We start from the raw sequence: 20,058 nt of genomic DNA, 5'->3' as shown, positions 1-20,058 counted from the left end.
GCCGATCGAGGTGGCGAAACCACCTGGGTATGGCGAAACAGAAGCGGGCGACGGGCGGAGCAGGGCCCGGGGGCGGGGCGGCGGGGCTACTCGACGAGCTCGGGGGCGGCGCCGGCGCCCGGGCGGCGGGAGGTGGCGACGACGCCGATCGAGGCCGCGGTGACGAGCGCGATCGCGGCGAGCTGCACCGGGGCGAGCAGCTGGTGCAGCACGAGCAGCCCCGCGAGCGCCGCCATCGCCGGGCCGAGCGACGAGAGCACGCCGAACACGCGGGCCGGCATGGTCTTCAGCGCGACGAACTCCAGCGCGTACGGGATCGCCGAGGTCAGGAGCGCGACCAGGGCGAAGACGGCGAGCAGCCAGGGATCGGCGACCACGGCATCCGATGCCTGCACCACCCCGAAGGGCACCACCAGCACCGCGGCGATCACCATCGCTGCGGCCAGGCCGTCGACCCCGCGCACCCGCGATCCCAACCGGGACGACATGACGATGTAGAGCGCCCAGAACGCGGCGGCGCCCGCGGCGAGGACGAGGCCCAGCACCGAGAGCGTCCCGCCCGCCTCGAGGCCGAGCAGCGCGACGCCGCCGAGCGCCAGCAGCACCCACACCGCGTCGACCCAGCGGCGGATGCCCGCCACCGCCACCGCGAGCGGCCCGAACAGCTCGACGGTGACGGCCACACCGAGCGGGATCTCGTGGATCGCCAGGTAGATGAGCGAGTTCATCCCGCCCAGCGCGACGCCGAGCCCGACCACGCCGGCCCAGGTCCGCGCATCCCACGAGCGCACCCGGGGGCGCACGACGAGGGCGAGGATGAGCGCCCCGAACGCCAGGCGCATGGCCGCCGCCCCGAGCGGACCCACCTGGGCGAAGAAGGAGCCCGCGAACGCGTTGCCGAACTGCACGCTCACGATCGCCGCCACCGCGAGCAGCGGGGCGGGGATGCGGGGCGCGCTCATCCGCCCAGTCTCCCGCATCCGCCCGCCCGGCTCGGCCCACAGCCCCCGCCGCCCGTCCGCGCCGCACGGCCCACCCCTCCGCCGCCGCGCCGGGACGCCGCCGCGGCTAGACTCGATGACCGTGACCGAACGCACCCTTGTGAAGAACCTCGCCGCCCTCGAGGACGGCCCCGTCACCGTCCGCGGATGGGTCGACACGGTGCGCGATCAGAAGAAGGTGCAGTTCGTCGTGCTGCGCGACGAGTCGGGCGCCGTGCAGCTCGTCAACCCGCGGAACGACGAGACCGAGCAGATCGCCACGACGATCTCCGGTCTCGCCCAGGGCTCGTTCATTACGGTCACGGGCGAGCTGAAGCACGACGAGCGCGTGAAGCTCGGCGGCATCGAGGTCAAGCTGACGAGCCTCACCGTCGAGACGGAGGCCATCCCCGAGACCCCGATCGCGGCCGACTCGGGCATCGACAAGCGTCTCGACTGGCGCTTCCTCGACCTCCGCCGCCCCGAGATGAACCTCGTCTTCCGCGTGCAGACCACGCTCGAGCACGCCTGGCGCACCTGGTGGGTCGAGAACGACTTCATCGAGATCCACACCCCGAAGCTCATGGCCTCGGCGTCGGAGTCGCGCGCGGAGCTGTTCGAGGTCGAGTACTTCGAGGGCAAGGCGTACCTCGCGCAGAGCCCGCAGTTCTTCAAGCAGATGGCGCAGCCGGCCGGCTTCGGCCGCGTGTTCGAGGTGGGCCCGGCGTTCCGCGCCGACCCGTCGTTCACGAGCCGTCACGCCACCGAGTTCACCAGCGTCGACGCCGAGATCTCGTGGATCGACTCCGCCGAGGACGTCATGCGGATGCACGAGCAGCTCATGGTCGCCGGCATCACCGCGGTGAAGGAGAAGCACGGCGCCGAGATCGCCGAGCTGTTCGGTGTGGAGCTGGAGATCCCCACGCTCCCGTTCCCGCGCATCCCGCTGGCGGAGGCGAAGCGGATCGTCGCGGAGCGCGGCTACGAGGTGCAGCGCGCAGACGACGACATGGACCCGGAGGGCGAGCGCCAGATCGCGGCGTACGTCAAGGAGGAGTTCGGACACGACTTCGTGTTCCTCACCGACTACGCGTCGAGCATCCGGCCGTTCTACCACATGCGTCACGCCGACGACCCGTCGCTCACGCAGAGCTACGACCTCGTCTACAACGGCGTCGAGATCTCGACGGGAGCCCAGCGCGAGCACCGCGTCGACGTGCTGATCGAGCAGGCGAAGGAGAAGGGGCTCGACCCCGACGAGCTCGGCTTCTACCTCGACTTCTTCCGCTACGGCGTGCCTCCGCACGGCGGCTTCGGCATGGGTCTGTCCCGCGTGCTGATGCTCATGCTGCACCAGTCGAACCTCCGCGAGGTCGTCTACCTCTTCCGCGGCCCCACCCGCCTCCTCCCCTAGCGACGGGTGGTGTCCGCGGCTCGGCGCAGCGCCGGGCCGAGGTCGTCGGGTGCGCGCAGGGCCCGACGGGCGTCGCCGACCGCGCGACGCACCGCCGGGGGCGCCGGAGCCGGAGCCCGGGCCGCGTAGACACCGAGAGCGTGCGCGTCAGCGACCCACTCCACCGCTCGCGGCGGCGGCCGTCGCAGCACGGCGAGCACACGGCCGGCGTCGATCAGTCCGGCCGCCGAGCGATCGAGCTCCCGGAGGGTCGAGCGGATGCGGGCCTCCGCCCCCAGCACCGCCGCCGGGTCGTCGGCGCCCAGCCGGTCCGAGACCGCCGCCAGCACGTCACGCAGCCGCGATCGCACCACGTCGGTCGTGCGGAGCGGGAACACCAGGCACACCGCCAGCAGGCCCACGGCGACCCCGATGACGATCTCGATCAGCCGTAGACCGATCAGCGGCTCGGGCTGGCCGGTCAGCCGCTCGAGCAGCGTGAGCGCGACCGTCACCCCGAACGCCCACGCGGCGTAGCCGACCTCGCGGAGCAGGATGCCCACCCCGATGGCCGCGAGGGCGAGCCCCACGAGCACGACGCTGTCGCCCGGGAGCACGGCGGCCGGGATGAGCGCCACGAGCGAGCCCGCCGCCGCCCCGACGAGGCGATGGAGTCCGGTGCGGATCGCATCCGCCCTCCCCCGCGGCAGGTACGCCACGATGACGGCGCTCAGCACGACCCAGGGCCAGTGGTCGCCGAACGTGAGCGCTCCGACGAGGAACGCGACCACGAGGGCGACGCCGATCTGCGCCGCCGCCCGTACCTCGGCCGGAGGACGGAGTCCCGAGCGCCCCGCGCCCGGCGTCGGCCCCGCGGCGGACGGCAGCGCCGCCGTCGCACCGGGAGTCGGCGCACCCGCACCGGGAGTCGCCGCACCCTCACCGGGGGTCGCGTCGGCCCGCGCAGCTTCCGCCGCTGCGGGCCGCACCGCAGGCGGCGGGAGCAGCCCGAGCGCGCGGGCGGCCACCTGCGCCGCCGTCACCGCCGCCCAGGCGAGCACCGCGACCCCGACGGGGACGACGACCGCGGCCACGGGACCGCGATCCGCCCCCGGCGCCGCCGGGAGGAACAGCACGGCCAGGAACGGTGTCGCGACCAGTGCGCTGACCCGTCGCCAGAGCGGCCCGCGTCCGCGCAGCAGCATCGCGGCGACGAGCGCGAGGACGTAGACGACCGCGCCCGCGACGAGGTCCGCCCGGAGCAGCGCGCCGATCCCGAAGCCGATCAGGCCGACCACCGGCAGCAGCCCCAGCGCCTCGAGCCTGCCCCGCGCATCCCGCTCGAGCTGGCTGCGGCTGAGGGATGCGCTCAGCGCGATCCCGAGCATCACCGCCGACGGCTCGGGCAGCACCACGAGCAGCACCGCGACCACGATGCTGGCGGCGATCAGCGCGAGGAGACCGCGTCCCAGTCGAGCCCGCAACCCATCGCGCACGCGCCGACACTACATCCCTCGCCCCACAGCGAGCCGAGCCCCGCCCGAGCCCCGCCCCAGAGCCCCGCCCGAGCCCCGCCCCTGGGCCCCGCCCGAGCCCGGCCCGAGGCCCCCGCCCCAAGGACACGACCCCGGCGCGAGCGGAGTCCGTTCAGTCCATCCCGTCTGGCCGCTCCAGGACGTAGCGGATGTGCGGTCGCAGCGGCGACCCCTCCGGGACCCGGGGATGCTCGAACCGCTCGGCCGGCGACATCCCGAGCCGCCGCATCACGCGCTGCGAGGGCTCGTTGAGCACGGCGGTGATCGAGTCGATCCGTGTGAGTCCCACGGCCTCGAAGCCATCGGCGATCGCGGCCCGCGCGGCCTCGGTCGCGTAGCCGTGACCCCAGTACGGGCGGGCGAGCCGCCACCCGACCTCGACACCGTCCGACCCGGGCACCCCTGGAGGCATCGGGTTCAGCCCGGTGAAGCCGAGGAACGAGCCGTCCGACCGCAGCGACAGGGCCCACAGCCCGTAGCCGCGCTCCTCGAACCCGGCATCGGCGCGCGCGGCGAGCGCGTCCGAGGCGGTGCGCGACAGCGGAGCCGGGAAGTACCTCATCACCTCGGGGTCCGCGTTCATCGCCGCGAACGGCGCGAGGTCGTCCGGAGTCCACCGCCGGAGGACGAGCCGTGCGGTCTCGAGGCGCGAGCGGTCGCTCACACCTCGATGTCGACCGAGGCGCGCTCGGCGACGAGGGATCGCACCACAGCGGCGGCGGCCACGTGCGACGGGTGCTCCTGGTACGCCTCCAGCCCGGCGAGGTCGTCGAAGTCGCCCACCAGCACGACGTCCCAGTTGCGGTCGGCGTACGCCATGTTCGCCCCGACCTGCAGCGAGCGGATGCTGTCCACCACCCCCACGAGCGCGCTCAGCTCGGCGACGATGCGCGCCGCGTCGACCTCCTTCTGTGCGGGGTCGGTGGTGGCCAGCTTCCAGGCGACGACGTGGCGGATCATGCTCTCTCCAGGATCGCGGTGCGGAGGCGGTCGGGCTCGACCCGCCAGATGGTGTGGACCGCGCCGTCGATCATCACGACGGGGATCTCCTCGGCGAACTCGTCGAACAGGGCCGGGTTGTCGAGGATCGACAGCTCCGTGTACGTCACGGCGGGCGCATCCGGGTGGTCGGCGAGACCGGCGAGCACGTCGCGCACGATGACGCGGGCCTCGTCGCAGAGGTGGCACCCGGGCTTCGCGAGGAAGGTGATCTGCACGTCGGCCACATCACCACCCTATGCCCGGCCGCGGCGGCCGGTTCCCGTGTCATGCTGGTCGGGACGAGTGGAGAGGCGATCGTGGAGCTGCCGGCGAACCCGAGCTGCGTGCTCGTGCAGATGCAGGCCACCACGCTCTCCGAGACCGCCGTCTACCGCAGGATGCGCAGGCACTCCCTCGGCGACGTCGCGGTCGCGCAGATCGCGTCCGTCCCGCAGGACGTCGTCGCCCTCCTCGACGAGGTGCCTCCGACGGCGCTCGAGAGCACGCAGCTGCAGCTCGTGCACTCGGGGTCGCTGATCCTCGAGCAGGACGGGGAGCAGACGCTCTACTCGGCGGGCGACATCGCCGTCTACGACGCGAGCCGGCCCTTCGCCTTCCGCTACCCGGAGGAGTTCCGGACCAGCATCGTGCAGGTCCCCCTGCGGATCCTCGGCGGATCCGGACCCGGATCCGGGTCCGCGCCCGGGCCCGGACCCGGGCCCGACGGCGCCGGCGTGGGGTGGTCCGGCCGACCGTACGCCATCCGGGGCGGTACGGCGTCGATCGGGCGACGCCTCCTCGGCGACGAGCTCCGCACGATCTCGACGGCGAGCAGCGCGCGCGTGATCGAGGCGGCCCGGCTCCTGCTGGCCGAGCACGCCACCCTGCGGCGAGTGGACCGTGTGCTGCCCGGCCACCTCGTCGCCGCGGTGAGGGAGCACGTCCGGCTCCACCTCGCCGACCCGCATCTCTCGGCCGCCACGATCGCCGCCCGGTTCCACGTGTCGCTGCGCTCGCTCTTCGCGGCGTTCGAGCACGAGGACGAGTCGCTCGGCGCCCTGGTCAGGCGCGAGCGCATCGCCGCGGCGCGGCATCTCCTCCTCGGTACCGACCTCGGCGTGGCCGACATCGCGAGCTCGGTGGGCTATACCGACACCACCGCGTTCATCCGTGCCTGGCGGGCCGCGACGGGATCGACCCCGGGCCGCTGGCGCCGCCACCGCGGCTAGGCTCCGAGGCCCGAGGGCCCCGGAGAAAGCGAAAGCGCCGGGCCAGAGGCCCGACGCTGAAGCTCAGCAGAACTCGCGTTCTACTTCTTGTTGCGACGCTGGTGGCGAGTCTTGCGAAGCAGCTTGCGGTGCTTCTTCTTCGCCATGCGCTTGCGCCGCTTCTTGATAACGGAACCCACAAGAACCTCACACGTAGTCGGATGGCCGGACCGAGACCGGCCGGACGGGCAGAAAAACGCCTCGGAGAAGTCTAGCGCATGCGCGCGAGCGCCACTCAGGCAGTGTCGACGCGGCGCTCCACGACCGCCGCGACCGCCGATTCGGGCACCCTGAAGGACCGACCGAATCGGATGGCGGGGAGCTCGCCGGAGTGCACGAGACGGTAGACCGTCATCTTGGAGACGCGCATCATGTCGGCCACCTCGGCCACGGTGAGGAACCGCACGTCACTCAGATCTGCAGGCACGCCCACTCCAACGCTCGAACGATCGCACTCCCGACGCCCCGCCTCTGTGACAGAAGTGATGATTCGACACTATAGGGGCTCGCACATCCTGCACACAAGAAAGTGCGGATGCGCCTGCCGCGGCAACGCCTCACTTACGGAGCCGGGACCGCCAGTCCGTCATCGACCGCCACCGGTGGCTGGACTCAGCGGCGGCGCGGCCCACGTTCTGCCCGAACGTCGCCGCGGCAGACCGGACCTCCTCCGAGGCGTTCTCCCACAGCGAGTCCTCCTCCTCGGAGCTCTCATCGGAGGCGGCGAGGAAGGGCACGATCCAGTCCTCGACGTCCTCCAGAGGAGCGGTCTGCAACCGGTAGTAGCGGTGCTGCCCCTCCTCCCGCACCTCGACGAGTCCGGCATCGCGCAGCACCTTGAGGTGCTTCGACACCGTCGGCTGGCTCAGCTCGAGCCGGTGGACCAGCTCGGAGACGCTCGCCTCGCCGGTCGCGGCGCCCGACGCCGACTCCTCGTCGGACAGGTGCCGGTCCAGCAGGACCGAGAGCAACTGACGCCGCGTCGGGTCGGCGATCACCGAGAAGATGTCGGGCATGCCACCAGGGTAACGGCGCTGCACGCGCCACGGGCCCCCGGGTAGCATGAACCGCATTCGCACGGTGGAATGTGCGCGCGCACCCGGTGCCCGATCGTGCAGGAGGAGGAGCATGTCCCTTCGCACGGGACCGGACCCTCGTGCCGGCGCCGGCCGCAGGCGGACCGGGACCACCGGCAACCCCGTGCTGCGCGCGCGGACGGTGCCCGCCCGCATCCGCAGCGCTCTCCGCGAGTTCTCCGAGCACTCCCCCTCGCGCTTCGCCATCCTCGTCTTCGGCGGGCTGATCGTGCTGTTCACGGTGCTGTTCTCGCTGCCGATCTCCTCCGCCGAGGGACGCGTGACGAACTTCGTCGACTCCCTCTTCACCGCCGTGTCGGTCATCTGCGTCACGGGCCTGTCCACGGTCGACATGGCCACCCACTGGTCGCCGTTCGGGCACGCCCTCATCTACATCGGCGTCAACATCGGCGCCCTGGGCGTGCTGACCCTCGCCTCCATCCTGGGCTTGGTCATCTCACGCCGGCTGGGCCTGCGCGCCAAGCTCATCGCCGCCAGCGACACCAACCCGCTCCGGATGCACCACGGCCCGGTGGCGGAGGGGCAGGCGGTGCGCCTCGGCGAGATCGGCGGGCTGCTCGTCACGGTGGCCGTGAGCGCGTTGGTGATCGAGGTGGGCCTCGCGCTCCTGCTCTTCCCCCGGATGCTCGCCGACGGCATCCCGCCCCTCACGGCCGCGTGGGAGAGCCTCTACTACTCGGCGATGGCCTTCACCAACACCGGGTTCTCGCCGAACGCCGAGGGCCTCGCCCCCTTCGCGAACGACTACTTCTTCCTCTCCGTGCTGATGATCGGCGTGTTCCTCGGAAGCATCGGCTTCCCCGTGATCTACACCTTCACCCGCTCGATCAAGGCGCGCCGACGCCGCGACCGGGCGGGCAAGCCGGCGCGCTGGTCGGTGCACGTCAAGCTCACCCTGGTGACCAGCCTCCTGCTTTTCGTCGTCGGCGCCGTGCTCTACCTCGTGCTCGAGTTCGACAACCCCGGGTCGTTCGGGAGCCTCAACGCGGGCGACACCGTGTTCCAGAGCTTCTTCCTGTCGATGATGACGCGCTCGGGCGGCTTCTCGACGTTCGACATCTCGCAGCTCAACGGCTCGAGCCTGCTGGTCACCGACATGCTGATGTTCATCGGCGGCGGCTCGGCGTCGACCGCGGGCGGCATCAAGGTGACCACGCTCGCCGTGCTCTTCCTCGCCGCGTTCGCCGAGGCGCGCGGCGTGCAGGACATGGAAGCCTTCGGTCGTCGCATCCCCTCCGACGTGCTCCGCCTGGCCGTCAGCGTCGTCCTCTGGGGCGCCACCACCGTCGCCGTCTCGACCGTCGTGGTGCTGCAGATCACCAAGGCGCCCCTCGACTACGTGCTGTTCGACGTGATCTCCGCGTTCGCGACCTCCGGCCTCTCGACCGGGCTCACCGCATCCGCCTCGGAGCCCGCCCAGGTGGTGATCGCCATCACCATGTTCATGGGCCGCGTTGGTACAGTCACTCTCGCAGCGGCGCTGGCGGCGAGCGAGCGCAGGCAGCTGTTCAAGCGACCGGAAGAGAGACCCATCGTTGGCTGACCGCATCAAGCACGACGCGCCCGTCCTCGTCATCGGGCTCGGCCGCTTCGGCGCCGCCACGGCCGGTCAGCTCGATCGGCAGGGCCGCGAGGTGCTGGCCATCGACTCCGACGAGGGCCTCGTGCAGAAGTGGTCCGACCGCGTCACCCACACGGTGCAGGCGGATGCGAAGAACATCGAGGCGCTCCGCCAGATCGGCGCCGCCGAGTTCCAGATCGCCGTGGTCGCGGTCGGCTCGTCGATCGAGGCCTCGGTGCTGATCACCGCGAACCTGGTCGACCTCGAGGTGCCGCAGATCTGGGCCAAGGCGATCTCCCGCTCGCACGGCAAGATCCTGGAGCGCATCGGCGCGCACCACGTCATCTACCCCGAGGCGGAGGCGGGTGAGCGCGTCGCCCACCTGGTCTCGGGCCGGATGCTCGACTTCATCGAGTTCGACGACGACTTCGCGCTGGTGAAGATGTTCCCGCCGAAGCCCATCCGCGGACTCAACCTCACCGAGTCGGGTGTGCGCACGAAGTACCACGTCACCGTCGTGGGCGTGAAGAGCCCGGGGAAGCCCTTCACCTACGCGACCGAGAACACGGTCGTCTCCGACCACGACCTCATCATCGTGTCGGGCAACGAGTCCGACATCGAGACCTTCGCCGCCCTCGGCGACCGCTGACCCCAGGGGTGCCCCGTCCGCGCGTGCGGCCCGGGGTTTGTCCAGGTTTCCGTCGCCTTTCGCGCGATTCGCGACGGAAACCTGGACAAAGCCGGGTTCCCCGCGCGGGCGCGGGGCGCGCGGGCGGGCGGGTCAGGCGCCGGCGGCGAGCTCGCGCGTGCGGGCGAGGGCGGCGTCCGTGGCGGACGCGAAGAGCGCGGGGAGGTCGGCGTCCTGCAGCACCGCGAGCGCGCGCTCGGTGGTGCCCTTCGGGCTCGTCACCTGGATGCGCAGCTCCTCCGGCGTCTTCCCGCTCGCCTCGAGCAGGGCGGTGGCGCCGACGAAGGTGCCGTTCGCGAGCTCCGCCGCCTGCTCCGGCGAGAATCCCTTCCCGATCGCCGCCTGGGTGAGCGCCTCGATGAGGAGGAACACGTAGGCCGGGCCCGATCCCGAGATCGTGCCCAGCGCATCCAGGCCGTCCTCCGTCACCTCGACCACGGTGCCCACCGTCTCGAAGAGCGACCGCACGACGGCGACCTCGCTGGCGGAGGCGCGCGAGCCGGGCGCGAGGCCCGTCACCGCCTTGCCCACCACGGCGGGGGTGTTGGGCATCGTGCGGATGACCGACACCGTGATCGGCAGGTGCGCCTCGAAGGTCGCCGCACGCACGCCCGCGGCGACGCTCACGACGATCGCCCCGGGCACGAGCGACGAGGCGATCTCGTCGAGGAGGTCGGGGACCATCCCGGGCTTCACCGCGACGATGACGATGCCCGCCTGCGCCACCGCGTCGCGGTTCGCGGCGGGGTTCGACTCGAGCGAGTGCGCCCGCACCCCGGCGACGCCGTCGAACTCGGCCGCGCGGGCGTCGGTCCGGTTGGTCACGTGCACGGGCCCGTTCACCTCGACACCCGGCTTCAACAACCCGGAGAGGATGGCGCGGCCCATCGAGCCCGCCCCGAGCAGGGCGATGGAGGGCAGGGTCACGATGTCTGCGGAGGTCACGGGACCATCCTAGGATTGGCGACATCGAAGGACGGAAGAGGTGCGTGACGTGAGCTCATCAGGCGGCGGCAAGGCGATCCTGGCGGCGCTGGCGGCGAACATCGGCATCGCGATCACGAAGTTCATCGCCTTCGTGTTCTCGGGCTCGTCGTCGATGCTCGCCGAGTCGATCCACTCGCTCGCCGACTCCGGCAACCAGCTGCTGCTCCTGCTCGGCGGGCGCCAGTCGCGGAAGAGGGCCGACAAGGAGCACCCGTTCGGCTACGGCCGCGAGCGTTACGTCTACGCGTTCGTGGTGTCGATCATCCTGTTCTCGGTGGGTGGCGTGTTCTCGATCTACGAGGGCATCGAGAAGGTCACCACGCCGCACGCGATCGAGAACGCGTGGCTGCCGATCGCGGTGCTCGTCATCGCTATGGCGCTCGAGGGGTTCTCGCTGCGCACCGCGATCAAGGAGTCGAACCCCTCGCGCGGCCGGCAGTCGTGGGTGCAGTTCGTGCGGCGGGCCAAGGCCCCGGAGCTGCCCGTCGTGCTGCTCGAGGACACCGCGGCCCTCACCGGTCTGCTGTTCGCCTTCCTCGGCGTGGTGCTCTCGACCATCACGGGCAACGGCCTGTGGGACGGCATCGGCACGCTGTTCATCGGCGCGCTGCTCGTCCTGGTGGCGATCGTGCTCGGCATCGAGACCAAGAGCCTCCTGGTTGGCGAGGGCGCGAGCGACGCCGACATGGCCGCGATCGAGAAGGCGATCACCGACACTCCCCGCGTCGACCGCCTCATCCACGCCAAGACGCTCTACCTCGGACCCGACGAGCTCCTGCTCGGCGCCAAGATCGCGCTCGCGCCCGACGCCGAGCTCCGCGACGTCGCCGAGACCATCAACCAGGTCGAGGAGAACGTGCGCGCCGCGGTCCCGATCGCGCGCGTCATCTACATCGAACCGGATGTCTACCTCCCTCCCGTGTCGCAGGCGCCGAACACCGAGGCCATCGTGGTGAAGAGCTCCGATTGAGCCGGTCGGCCGACGCGCTCCGCTGCGTCGTCATCCGTCATGAGCAGAAGGTGGCGCTCGGCAACATCGCGCCCGTCCTCGTCGAGCACGGCTACACGATCGAGTACGCGGATGCCGACAGCCCCGACTTCGCCGAGTCGCTCTCGCGGGCTCGCGACGTCGACCTGGTCGTCGTGCTCGGCTCGGAGCGCGCGGTCTACGAGGAGCACGCGTTCCTCTCCCCCGAGCTCGCCTTCCTGCGGTCGCGGCTCGCCGCGGAGCAGGCGACCTTCGGAGTGTGCTTCGGCGCCCAGGTGATCGCGGAGGCGCTCGGCGGCGACGGCACCGTGAGGCGGGGACCCGCGCCCGACGTCGGGTTCCGGGCCATCGAGCCGACCCCCGCGGGTCTGGCCTCGCCGGTGAGGCACGTGGTCGACGTGCCGATGGCGGAGTGGCACGGAGACACGTTCGCGCTGCCCGACGGGGTGACCCTCCTCGCGTCCTCCAGCGCCTACGCCCACGAGGCGTACGGCATCGGGTCCTGGCTGCTCGCGGTGCAGTTCCACCCCGAGCTCACGGCGCCGATGCACGAGGAGTGGGTCGCCACGGGCCGGGAGTACCTCGAGTCCGCCGGCCTCGACGAGGCCGCCCTGCGCGCGGAGGCGGCGAAGCGCCTCGACGCGCAGCAGCGCGCCTCCCGCGCCCTCGTCACGGAGTACCTCGAGGGCCTCCCCTCCGCCCGCTAGCGGTTCGCGGCGGGTTCCGCCCGCGCAGAGCGTCGGCGCCGCCCGTGGGGCCTCCCGGCCGCGCTCAGCGGGCGCATCCCGCATCCGCCCGGCGACAGAGGCGGCACTCGGGCCCCGCCGGGCTCAGCGGTCGCGGAAGAAGTCGGTGAGGAGGGCCGCGCTCGCCTCGGCCTCGACGCCCGCGATGACCTCGACGGTGTGGTTCAGGCGGCGGTCGCGCAGCACGTCGTAGACCGAGCCGACGGCGCCGGCCTTCTCGTCCCAGGCGCCGAACACCACCCGCGGCACCCTCGCCGAGAGGATCGCACCGGCGCACATCACGCACGGCTCCAGGGTGACCACGAGGGTCGCGTCGACGAGCTGCCAGTCCCCCGTCTTCCACGCCGCCTGCCGCAGCGCGACGATCTCGGCGTGGGCACTCGGATCCTGCCGCAGCTCCCGCTCGTTGCGCCCGACCCCGATCACCTCGCCCGCCGCATCGAGCACGATCGCCCCCACCGGCACGTCGTCGGTCTCGAGCGCCGCACGGGCCTCGTCGAGCGCCAGCGCCATCCAGGCCGAGATGTCCTCGTCGGGGGGAAGAGGACGTGCGTGGCGGCCCGGCATCGCGCTCCCCTCGTCAGACGACAAGCCATTATGCCTCTCGGGCGCCCCGGGCGGTCCAGTAGATTGTGAGGATGCGCATCCACGTCGCCGACCACCCGCTCATCACCCACAAGCTGACGGTCCTCCGCGACGCGACGACCCCGTCGCCCACCTTCCGAGCCCTCACCGAGGAGCTCGTCACCCTCCTCGCGTACGAGGCCACCAGGAGCGTCCGGGTCACCCCCATCGACATCGTCACACCCGTCACCGCCACCACCGGCGTGACCATCGCCGAGCCGCGACCGCTCGTCGTCCCCATCCTGCGCGCCGGGCTCGGGATGCTCGAGGGCATGACGAAGCTGCTGCCCTCCGCCGAGGTCGGCTTCCTCGGCATGGTGCGCAACGAGGAGACCCTCGAGCCCACCACCTACGCCGAGCGCCTCCCCGACGACCTCTCCAGCCGCCAGTGCTTCGTCCTCGACCCGATGCTCGCCACCGGCGGATCCATGGCCGCGGCCATCGAGTTCCTCTTCCGCCGCGGCGCCACCGACGTCACCGCGATCTGCCTCCTGGGCGCCCCCGAGGGCGTCGAGGCGCTCGAGAAGGCGACGGAGGGCCGCGACGTCACGCTGGTGCTCGGGGCGCTCGACGAGAAGCTCAACGAGAAGGGGTACATCGTCCCCGGCCTCGGAGACGCCGGAGACCGCCTGTACGGCGCTGTGTGAGCCGTGCTGGTCTTGTGCGCCGCCGCCCCTGCGGCGCACAGCGCGATCTGTTGAGGCACTCAGGCTTCTGCCGCCCTCGGCACGGGAGGCGCCGTCACGCCGCCGCCTCCCCCGCGTGACGGGAAGGCATACCGCCGTCACCTCGCACGGCGGGCGGAGACAGCGTCAGCCGGGCTCGTGGGCGCGCCTCCACGGACACTCGTCACGGGATATGGCGAAGTCCCCGCCGATAGGGCCTCGGTCGCGCGTATTCCGTGATGAGCGACGGGCCCACGCAGCGTGAAGCCGCCTACGACGCGGCGGAGTCGTCGGGGGTGCCGCGCTTGCGCTGGATGAGGTCGACGGCGCCGACGGCGAGGGAGACGAGCAGGAGGCCCAGGGCGACCCAGAAGCCGTTGCGGAAGCCGTCGGAGAAGGCGTCCGCGGTCTCGCTCGACGGCTCGGAGTAGATCGTCGAGAAGAAGACGGCCGTGGTCGCCGCCGTGCCGATCGCGGTGCCGACGCGCTGACCCACCTGCTGCATCGACCCGGCGACGCCGCCCTCCGTGGGCGGCACCTCGGCGAGCGTGAGGGTCTGGTTCGGCGAGACGACGAGGCCTCCCCCGATCCCCGCGACGAACATCGCCCCCGCCATCCAGTACGGCACGGTCGGGTCGGGCGGCAGCTCGGCGGCCAGGAGCAGCAGCACGAGTCCCACGATCGCGATGACGAGACCCAGTACCACCAGCGAGCGGCCGTAGCGGCCCACCAGTCGACCGCCGATGAGCGACGACGCCGCCGACGTGACCGCGAACGGGATGCTCACCATGCCGGCGAACACCGGCTCGAGCCCCAACCCCTCCTGGAGCAGGAGCGTCGTCAGGAGGAACAGCGACGGCAGCGCGGCGAACCACGCCGCCACGAGCAGGATGCCGTTGCGGTACGACGCCACCCCGAACAGGCTCAGCTGGATCGCCGGGCTCCGCCCGCTGCGCTCGTACCGGTGCTCCCACCGGATGAAGAGCACCACCAGCAGCGCGCACACCGCCAGCGACAGCCACCGCCACGGGTTGTCGTGGCCCTCTCCGGTGGTGAGCACGAACGGCAGCATCAGGGCGAGCACCGCGAGCCCGAGGAGGACGATGCCGATCGGATCGAGGTTGCGCTTCCCCGCCTCGTGCGGCTGGCTCCGGGGCAGCAGCCGCGCCGCAAACACCAGGGCGAGGATGCCGAGCGGTACGTTCATCCAGAACAGCCAGCGCCAGCCGTCGGTCGGTCCGCCGAGCGCGATGAGCAGTCCGCCGAGGGTCGGGCCGAGCGCGACACCGACCCCGATCGTGGCCCCGAAGACGCCGAACGCACGTCCGCGCTCGGGCCCCTGGAAGAGCTGCTGCACCATCCCCAGCACCTGGGGCATCTGCACCCCGGCGGCGAGACCCTGCACGATCCGGGCGACGAGGAGGAACTCGATGCTCGGCGCGAGGGCGCAGAGGATGCTCGCGACGGTGAACGCGCTGAGACCGATGAGGAACATCACCCGGCGCGAATAGAGGTCGCCGAGCCGCCCCGAGGGAACGAGCGCGAGGCCGAAGGCGAGCGCGTACCCCGCGACGATGATCTGCAGCTGCGACGAGTCCGCGTTCAGCGCGGACTCGATCGAGGGCAGCCCGACGTTGACCTTCGACAGGTCGAGGATGGTGAGGGCGGCGACGCCCACGCAGACAGCGAAGGCCTGCCAACGCTGCCTGTCGCTTCCGGTGCCCGGGCCTGAAGTGGTCGTGTCCACCGGATTCGTCGCCATCGACCCCACCGTACTCCCGGTACAAGGGTTGACACAGCCACCAGGGTCCGCTTGAATACAGCGCATGACTGACAACGCGCGCCCCCTGACCTCCTTTGAGGCGATCGGGAACGCCGGCATGATGATGGCCGGCGGCGTCGTCATGTGTTGTCGAATGTGCCGCTGAGGCGAACCGCAGCATCGACTGCATCCGCTGAGCGCCAGGCCCACGCCGTTCCCTCTCTGAACGGCCGCCGCTCACAGCACGCCGAGCACCGTCTGCCCGCAGGAAGGCCCTGCCGCAGCCTCTGAGTGCTCCCGCATCCGCCCACTCCCGCCCCCTCCCTCGAGGCGGCGGGCACCGAGCGGATGCGATCCACCCGCCGCGACGATCGCGGCGGGCATCAGCGCACACCCGCCCACCCGCCGCGCCTGCCGCGAGCGCTGGGCCGCATCCGAAGGCAGCCATCATCATGTCCCTCGCACTCGACACCCGTCCCGCCACCGTCACCCCCCTCCGCCGCGTCGAGGCGCCCGCGCCCGCCGCCCCGCGCATCCGCGCCGTCCCCGAGGGCACCGAGGCCCGCGGCTTCGTGCTCTACGTCGGCATCGACGAGGCCAAGGCCCTGGCCGACGGCACCTCGCTCGCTCGCATCGTCGAGCAGCTGAAGGCGCTCGCCGCCGAGGTCGCCCCGTCGTCGGAGACGTACGCCGCCGTGGCCCTCGCTCCGCGGGAGGCCGGCGGCCGCGACGTCGACGTGGTCCGCCTCGCCCTCCAGGACCCGGCCGCGCTCGCCAAGCAGCGCGCCGAGACCGCCGACGAGAACCTCGACCGCGCCCGCGACGGCGTCGTCATCGACCTCTCGCGCAAGCGCGTCCTCCTCGACAACGAGCAGGCCGGCCTCACCTACAAGGAGTACGAGCTGCTGCAGTACCTCGTGCTCCGCGAGGGCCGCACCATCGAGCGTGCCGAGCTGATCTCGGCGCTGTGGAGCGAGGCCGACGCCGAGGAGGCGCCCAACGAGCGCACCATCGACGTGCACGTGCGCCGCCTGCGCTCGAAGCTGGGCGACTACGAGGAGATCGTGCGCACCGTGCGCGGTGTCGGCTACCGCTTCGACCGCCACGCCGACGTGTCCGTCCGCCACACCTCCACCCCGTCGCCCGACCTCGTCTGAGCCGGCGCGGAGCGGTCAGGCGGGCCGGGGGCCGACGCGGGTCGAGCCCTGCGCCAGCAGCCGCACGGGCAGGATCACCGTCTCGGCGGGTTCGCCCGCGATCATGCCGAGGAGCAGGTCGATCGCCCGTGAGGCCATGGCGCGGCGATCCTGCTCGACCGTCGTGAGTGCGGGCGAGAGGTGCGAGGCCCAGATGATGCCGTCGAATCCGCATAGCTGGAGGTCGTCCGGGATCGTGCGACCCGACTGCTGGGCGTGGAACATCGCCCCGATCGCCTGACCGTCCGTGGGCGCGAACACGGCGTCGGTGTCGGGGGCGACGTCGAGGAGCTCGCGCATCGCCGCACGCCCGCCGTCGAGCCCGTACTCGCGGCCGACCACCAGGACCCGGTCGGAGTCGACACCGCGATCGCGGAGCCCCGCGAGGAAGCCCTCCCGACGCTCGGCGGAGGTCGCGAGCCGCCCGAGTCCGCCGATCATCGCGAAGCGGGTGCCTCCCGCATCGACGAGGTGGTGGGCCGCGAGCCGTCCGCCGCCGAAGTTGTCGCTCCGCACCGCGCCGACTCCGGCCGCCTGGATGGGCTCGTCGCAGGCCACGACCGGCACATGGTCGGCGGGCAGCTCGGAGAGCGGCGCCCGCCGTGGATCCGTGGAGAACAGGATCACGCCGTCGGTCGTCGCCGCCATGTGGCGGAGGCTCTCCGCCTCGCGCTCCGGGTCGAACCCGCTGTCGCTCAGGATGACGGACCAGCCGCGGTCGCGCGCGTCGCGCTCGATCGACTGCACCATCTCGGCGTAGAAGGGGTCGGTCACGTCGGGGGCGATCAGCCCCATCGTGGCCGTCGCCCCGGTGCGGAGCGACCGGGCGCTGCCGTTCACCCGGTACCGCAGCAGGCGGACCGCCTCGTTCACGGCGTCGAGCGCCTCCGGGCTGACCCGGCGCCGGCCGGTGAGCGCGTTGCTCGCCGTGGAGGGGCTGACACCCGCCGTGCGGGCGACGTCCTGGAGGGTCGCCGGGCGGCGGGCCGCTGGTCGCGGGGACGTCTGCGTCATCTGTCCGGGGAACTCCGCTCGATCGGTAGTGGCCATCCTAGTGTCGGGCTCAGACCGACTCACGAGCCCCGAGAGGGGGGAACGAGAAGCGCTGGATCTCGCGCAGCGTCTGCGCGAGGGCCGCCACCTGCGCGGCGACGATCCGCTCCCCGAGCTCCACCGTCGCACCGGTCGGATCGCCGATCACGCCGGAGACGGAGAGGTCGCGGGTCACCCACGCCGTCGGCACCGAACCGTAGAGCGAGAGGTGCTCCATCCCCTCGTACGCGCCGAGGATGGCATCGCCGTCCTTCTCGGCCAGCGTCATGTCCACGAGCTCCGGCGCGAGCGCGAGCATCATCGAGGTCTCGTGCTGTCCACCGTGGATGCCGTAGACGGGGTCGAGCGCCACGAAGTCGTCCGGGGTGTCGAAGTCGTTGGGCATGAGGGTGAACACCTCGAGGCCGGTCTCGATCCGGATGTCGCGGGCGAGCACGGAGAGCAGCTCCGGTTGTCCGCCGTGTCCGTTCACGAAGACCAGCTTCCGGAAGCCGCTCTGCGCCACCGATCGCCCGATGTCGAGGCAGAGTGCCGCGAGCGTGGTCATCGAGAGCGCGATGGTGCCGGGGTATCCGATGTGCTCCGACGACTTCCCGTAGCTCAGCCCGGGGAGCATCCAGAACCCCTGATCGGGTCCGATCTCGGCCAGAGCGCGCTCGGTGATGCGCTGGGACGTGATGGCGTCGGTCAGGACGGGCAGGTGGGCTCCGTGCTGCTCCATGGCGCCGATCGGCTGCACCACGACGGCCCGGCTCTTGTCGATCCGTCCGATGCGGGTGGTGGAGAGGTGTCCGAGGGAGACGGTCACAGGGTTCCTTCCGGGAAGGCGCTCACGCGCGACGGGAGCACGCTCACGAGTCGTGCGCGCGGGCCGAGTCGTGCCATGCGCTGAGCACGCGCCGCTCGACGAGGGAGATGACCGCGAAGAGGACGACCGAGATGAGACTCGCCATGATGATCGCGGCGAAGACGCGCGTGGTGCGCAGCTGGGTGGCGTTCTGGGTGATCACCCATCCCAGTCCCGCCTGGCCTCCTCCGAGGCCTGCCGCGAACTCCCCCACGATCGCGCCGATCACCGCCGCACCGCTGGCGATGCGCAGGCCGGTGAGGATCTGCGGCAGCGCCGAGGGCACCCGCAGCGAGAACATCTGCGTGAGCCTCGACGCGCCGGCGAGACCGTAGAGCTCGACGAGGTTGTGATCGGTGGACTTCAGCCCGAGGAGGGTGTTGACCGCGATCGGGACGATCGAGCAGAGCACGGCCACCATCGCGTTGGTGACGATCCCGGCGCCCAGCCACACCACGAGGAGAGGAGCGATGGCGACGCTCGGGATGGTCTGGATGAGCACCAGATAGGGGTAGGTCGCCAGCTCCAGCGAGAGCCAGCGGGAGAGCGTGATCCCGATGGCGATGCCGAGCACCCCCGCGACGAGGAACCCGAGGTACGACTCGATCGCCGTGATCAGGGTGGGCATCAGCAGAGACGAGCCGTTCGTGATGAACTCCTCGGCCACGTCGACGGGGCTCGGCAGCAGGTACCGCGGCAGGTCGAAGACCAGGACGGTCAGCTCCCACAGCGCCAGGAGGACGAGCGCCGCGACGACGGGCAGCACGATCCGGCGCCGCCGGAGCCGTGTCACCCGGTCCGGGCCCGTCACCACCGCGGGCGCCCTGAGGATGCGCGGGTGCGCCTGCGTGGTCGTCACCGGCGGCCCCTCCCCTCGGCGAGGAGCCCGGAGACCCGCTCCTCCGTCTCGCGCAGCGCGAGGGCGCGCTCGTGGTCGTCCCTGTCCTCGGTGGGCGGATGCGGAGACGTCACGACGTCGACGATGCGGCCGGGATGCGCGTCCATCACGACGATCCGGTGGCCGAGCAGCACGGCCTCGCGGATGGAGTGGGTGATGAACATGGCGGAGAACCGCTCCGCCCGCCAGAGGTCGAGCAGCCGCTGCTGCATCTCCTCGCGGGTGAACTCGTCCAGGGCGGCGAACGGCTCGTCCATGAACATCAGCTCCGCGTCGGCCGCCATCGCGCGGGCGAGCGAGACGCGCATCCTCATCCCGCCCGAGAGCTGACGCGGCAGCGCGCTCTCGAACCGCTCGAGCTCGACCGCGCGGATGGCGTCCGTGGCGCGTCGGGCACGTACGTCCGGCGGCACCTTCCCCAGCTTCGCCACGAGCTCGACGTTCCTCCGCACGGTCTTCCACGGCAGCAGGGTCGCGTCCTGGAACACGTACGCGATGCGGTCGGTGCTCCTCGCGATCTCACCGGACGAGACGGAGGTGAGGCCCGCCGCCATCCTGATGACGGTCGTCTTCCCGCATCCCGAGGGCCCCACGAGGGTCACGATCTCCCCCACTCCGACCTCCAGCGAGATGCCGTCGAGGGCGGTGAACCCGTTGTCGTACACCTTGGAGACGGCGGCGAAGGAGACGGCGCCGGTGAGCGGGACTGCGGCGTCGGGCGAGGGGGTCACGGCGCGCTCGGCGACGGACTCCGGGGTGGCCGTGTGCTGACTCATCGCGGGCCGCCGC

General features: G+C 71.7%; 23 protein-coding genes. 8 read left to right on the top strand and 15 right to left on the bottom strand.

All coding sequences use genetic code 11. The annotated features are described in order from the left end of the window. Positions 1–86: 86 nt before the first annotated feature. Complete coding sequence (locus IEX69_RS15630; protein WP_085018450.1) at positions 87–962, bottom strand: EamA family transporter; 876 nt, start codon at positions 960–962, stop codon at positions 87–89. A gap of 115 nt (positions 963–1,077) precedes the next feature. Between IEX69_RS15630 and aspS the strand changes: the two genes are divergently transcribed. Further along, positions 1,078–2,394: an aspartate--tRNA(Asn) ligase gene (gene aspS / locus IEX69_RS15625; RefSeq protein WP_085018448.1), complete on the top strand. Its 1,317-nt coding sequence runs from the start codon at positions 1,078–1,080 to the stop codon at positions 2,392–2,394. On the opposite strand, the gene IEX69_RS15620 is transcribed toward aspS, so the two are convergent. The 4 genes from IEX69_RS15620 to IEX69_RS15605 form a co-directional block, all read right to left on the bottom strand. Beyond that, positions 2,391–3,869 (bottom strand): FUSC family protein, encoded by a 1,479-nt coding sequence (locus tag IEX69_RS15620; RefSeq protein ID WP_157127080.1) that lies wholly within the window; start codon positions 3,867–3,869, stop codon positions 2,391–2,393. The genes aspS and IEX69_RS15620 overlap by 4 nt on opposite strands. Before the next feature lie 151 nt (positions 3,870–4,020). After that, positions 4,021–4,572, bottom strand: a complete 552-nt coding sequence (locus IEX69_RS15615; RefSeq protein ID WP_085018445.1) for a GNAT family N-acetyltransferase — start codon at positions 4,570–4,572, stop codon at positions 4,021–4,023. Continuing rightward, positions 4,569–4,868 carry a Dabb family protein gene (locus IEX69_RS15610; RefSeq protein ID WP_085018443.1) on the bottom strand — a complete coding sequence of 100 codons (300 nt, stop codon included), beginning with the start codon at positions 4,866–4,868 and terminating at the stop codon, positions 4,569–4,571. Before IEX69_RS15610 ends, IEX69_RS15615 begins: the two co-directional genes overlap by 4 nt. Continuing rightward, on the bottom strand, positions 4,865–5,134 hold the full coding sequence (locus IEX69_RS15605) for a glutaredoxin family protein (RefSeq protein WP_085018440.1): 270 nt from the start codon (positions 5,132–5,134) through the stop codon (positions 4,865–4,867). The genes IEX69_RS15610 and IEX69_RS15605 overlap by 4 nt, the downstream gene beginning before the upstream one ends. Before the next feature lie 42 nt (positions 5,135–5,176). Between IEX69_RS15605 and IEX69_RS15600 the strand changes: the two genes are divergently transcribed. After that, entirely contained in the window at positions 5,177–6,118 is a 942-nt protein-coding gene (locus tag IEX69_RS15600) for an AraC family transcriptional regulator (protein WP_229756381.1), read from the top strand. Between the two features lie 80 nt (positions 6,119–6,198). Here IEX69_RS15600 and IEX69_RS15595 read toward each other — a convergent pair whose 3' ends face one another. The 3 genes from IEX69_RS15595 to IEX69_RS15585 all read right to left on the bottom strand — a co-directional run bounded on the left by IEX69_RS15595 (position 6,199) and on the right by IEX69_RS15585 (position 7,173). Continuing rightward, complete coding sequence (locus IEX69_RS15595) at positions 6,199–6,297, bottom strand: 30S ribosomal protein bS22 (protein WP_003792170.1); 99 nt, start codon at positions 6,295–6,297, stop codon at positions 6,199–6,201. Between the two features lie 95 nt (positions 6,298–6,392). Further along, on the bottom strand, positions 6,393–6,584 hold the full coding sequence (locus IEX69_RS15590; RefSeq protein WP_115365171.1) for a helix-turn-helix domain-containing protein: 192 nt from the start codon (positions 6,582–6,584) through the stop codon (positions 6,393–6,395). Between the two features lie 130 nt (positions 6,585–6,714). Further along, positions 6,715–7,173: an ArsR/SmtB family transcription factor gene (locus IEX69_RS15585; RefSeq protein ID WP_085018436.1), complete on the bottom strand. Its 459-nt coding sequence runs from the start codon at positions 7,171–7,173 to the stop codon at positions 6,715–6,717. Between the two features lie 112 nt (positions 7,174–7,285). Here IEX69_RS15585 and IEX69_RS15580 point away from each other — a divergent pair, with 112 nt between their 5' ends. Beyond that, positions 7,286–8,797, top strand: coding sequence for a TrkH family potassium uptake protein (locus tag IEX69_RS15580; RefSeq protein WP_085018434.1), 1,512 nt, complete (start codon positions 7,286–7,288; stop codon positions 8,795–8,797). After that, positions 8,790–9,464 carry a potassium channel family protein gene (locus IEX69_RS15575; protein ID WP_085018433.1) on the top strand — a complete coding sequence of 225 codons (675 nt, stop codon included), beginning with the start codon at positions 8,790–8,792 and terminating at the stop codon, positions 9,462–9,464. The genes IEX69_RS15580 and IEX69_RS15575 overlap by 8 nt, the downstream gene beginning before the upstream one ends. 132 nt (positions 9,465–9,596) lie before the next feature. On the opposite strand, the gene proC is transcribed toward IEX69_RS15575, so the two are convergent. Then, complete coding sequence (proC, locus tag IEX69_RS15570) at positions 9,597–10,448, bottom strand: pyrroline-5-carboxylate reductase (protein WP_268235410.1); 852 nt, start codon at positions 10,446–10,448, stop codon at positions 9,597–9,599. A gap of 49 nt (positions 10,449–10,497) precedes the next feature. Between proC and IEX69_RS15565 the strand changes: the two genes are divergently transcribed. Continuing rightward, positions 10,498–11,460 carry a cation diffusion facilitator family transporter gene (locus IEX69_RS15565; RefSeq protein WP_085021314.1) on the top strand — a complete coding sequence of 321 codons (963 nt, stop codon included), beginning with the start codon at positions 10,498–10,500 and terminating at the stop codon, positions 11,458–11,460. After that, positions 11,457–12,185, top strand: coding sequence for a glutamine amidotransferase-related protein (locus IEX69_RS15560; protein ID WP_085018431.1), 729 nt, complete (start codon positions 11,457–11,459; stop codon positions 12,183–12,185). Before IEX69_RS15565 ends, IEX69_RS15560 begins: the two co-directional genes overlap by 4 nt. Positions 12,186–12,308: 123 nt before the next feature. Here IEX69_RS15560 and tadA read toward each other — a convergent pair whose 3' ends face one another. Beyond that, positions 12,309–12,791, bottom strand: coding sequence for a tRNA adenosine(34) deaminase TadA (gene tadA, locus IEX69_RS15555; protein WP_229756380.1), 483 nt, complete (start codon positions 12,789–12,791; stop codon positions 12,309–12,311). Positions 12,792–12,862: 71 nt separating this feature from the next. On the opposite strand from tadA, the gene upp reads away from it, so the two are divergent. Continuing rightward, positions 12,863–13,495 (top strand): uracil phosphoribosyltransferase, encoded by a 633-nt coding sequence (gene upp, locus IEX69_RS15550; RefSeq protein ID WP_085018429.1) that lies wholly within the window; start codon positions 12,863–12,865, stop codon positions 13,493–13,495. Positions 13,496–13,784: 289 nt separating this feature from the next. Here upp and IEX69_RS15545 read toward each other — a convergent pair whose 3' ends face one another. Beyond that, positions 13,785–15,275, bottom strand: a complete 1,491-nt coding sequence (locus tag IEX69_RS15545) for an MFS transporter (protein WP_085018427.1) — start codon at positions 15,273–15,275, stop codon at positions 13,785–13,787. A gap of 452 nt (positions 15,276–15,727) precedes the next feature. On the opposite strand from IEX69_RS15545, the gene IEX69_RS15540 reads away from it, so the two are divergent. After that, positions 15,728–16,432, top strand: a complete 705-nt coding sequence (locus tag IEX69_RS15540) for a winged helix-turn-helix domain-containing protein (protein ID WP_085018425.1) — start codon at positions 15,728–15,730, stop codon at positions 16,430–16,432. A 15-nt stretch (positions 16,433–16,447) separates the two neighbouring features. On the opposite strand, the gene IEX69_RS15535 is transcribed toward IEX69_RS15540, so the two are convergent. From IEX69_RS15535 to IEX69_RS15520, 4 genes are read right to left on the bottom strand one after another with little or no spacing between them, the layout of a single operon-like run. Then, positions 16,448–17,521 carry a LacI family DNA-binding transcriptional regulator gene (locus IEX69_RS15535; protein WP_085018423.1) on the bottom strand — a complete coding sequence of 358 codons (1,074 nt, stop codon included), beginning with the start codon at positions 17,519–17,521 and terminating at the stop codon, positions 16,448–16,450. Positions 17,522–17,534: 13 nt separating this feature from the next. After that, entirely contained in the window at positions 17,535–18,332 is a 798-nt protein-coding gene (locus IEX69_RS15530) for a creatininase family protein (protein WP_085018421.1), read from the bottom strand. 43 nt (positions 18,333–18,375) lie between these two features. Beyond that, positions 18,376–19,230 carry an ABC transporter permease gene (locus IEX69_RS15525; RefSeq protein ID WP_085018419.1) on the bottom strand — a complete coding sequence of 285 codons (855 nt, stop codon included), beginning with the start codon at positions 19,228–19,230 and terminating at the stop codon, positions 18,376–18,378. After that, positions 19,227–20,045: an ABC transporter ATP-binding protein gene (locus IEX69_RS15520; RefSeq protein ID WP_085018417.1), complete on the bottom strand. Its 819-nt coding sequence runs from the start codon at positions 20,043–20,045 to the stop codon at positions 19,227–19,229. The genes IEX69_RS15525 and IEX69_RS15520 overlap by 4 nt, the downstream gene beginning before the upstream one ends. Between the last annotated feature and the right edge of the window lie 13 nt (positions 20,046–20,058).

It is taken from the genome of Cnuibacter physcomitrellae, assembly GCF_014640535.1.
In the GTDB taxonomy this organism is placed as follows: Bacteria; Actinomycetota; Actinomycetes; order Actinomycetales; family Microbacteriaceae; genus Cnuibacter; species Cnuibacter physcomitrellae.
The sequence above is the reverse complement of the archived record's forward strand: the minus strand, read 5'-3'. Positions and strand labels throughout refer to the sequence as shown.